Source organism: Pseudomonas sp. AL 58 (assembly GCF_036348395.1).
Lineage (GTDB): Bacteria > Pseudomonadota > Gammaproteobacteria > Pseudomonadales > Pseudomonadaceae > Aquipseudomonas > Aquipseudomonas defluvii.
Genome location: NZ_JAZBQR010000060.1, coordinates 1 through 839, shown reverse-complemented (window position 1 = coordinate 839; position 839 = coordinate 1). Strand labels below are relative to the sequence as shown.

The 839-nt window shown below is 59.5% G+C and carries 1 protein-coding gene; it reads left to right on the top strand.

The window, feature by feature from the left end:
- The coding region (locus UIA24_RS23030) for a T1SS-143 repeat domain-containing protein (protein ID WP_442963073.1) at positions 1-839 on the top strand (839 nt) is incomplete at both ends.

Genomic DNA, 839 nt, shown 5'->3' with positions numbered 1-839 from the left:
CACTGGTGTACAGCGTCGTGGGCAACACCCTCACGGCCAAGGCCGGTGTGGTCGATGTATTCACCTTCAGCCTCACCGCTGCCGGTGCCTACTCCTTCACCCTGCTCAAGCCGCTGGACCATGCAGCCGGCAACGACGAAAACGACATCACCATCAACCTGGGCAGCTTGCTGCAGGCCACCGACAAGGACGGCGACACCGTCACCGCCGCCGCTGACAAACTGGTCATCACCGTTGACGACGATACGCCGACACTCGCGTTCGGCAACCTGATCGGGACCGGTAGCGTCCTTGCACAATACGGGTTCTGGGATAAGTCGGACGGAGCCGACGGGCTAGGTGCGGCCGGTCTGGATGTCTCGCTGGTGAACGGTGAGTTCACGCTTGTCAGGCCAGACAACACAACAACGACCGGGACCGGCACGCTCACCGAGCTATCGCCCTCACCGGATGCCAATGGCGCGTACCAATTCGCAGGAACGCTGACCGGTGACTTTGACAACAATGCTCAAACAGCAGATACCAGCGTCGACTACACGCTGACCGTGTTTGCCAATGGCAGCTATGCACTGGATCTGGTTCAGGGCTTCAGTTCGACGGTGGTGCTCAGCAGTGCCGACGGCTCACTTGCAGCCGGCGGTCCTGATCCGGTTCGCACGCTGTTGATTCCGGAGACAAATGATCCAACCATTCCTTCTGCATCTGAGGAAATTGTCTTCTTTTCCGCAAAAGCGCTTGCGTCTACAACGGACATCCTGTCCGGTATCGGGCTCGGAGCCTACGACCCCACGGAAGCAGCGCTGCAGACTAACCCGTTACCGTCGTACATCGATCCTGCA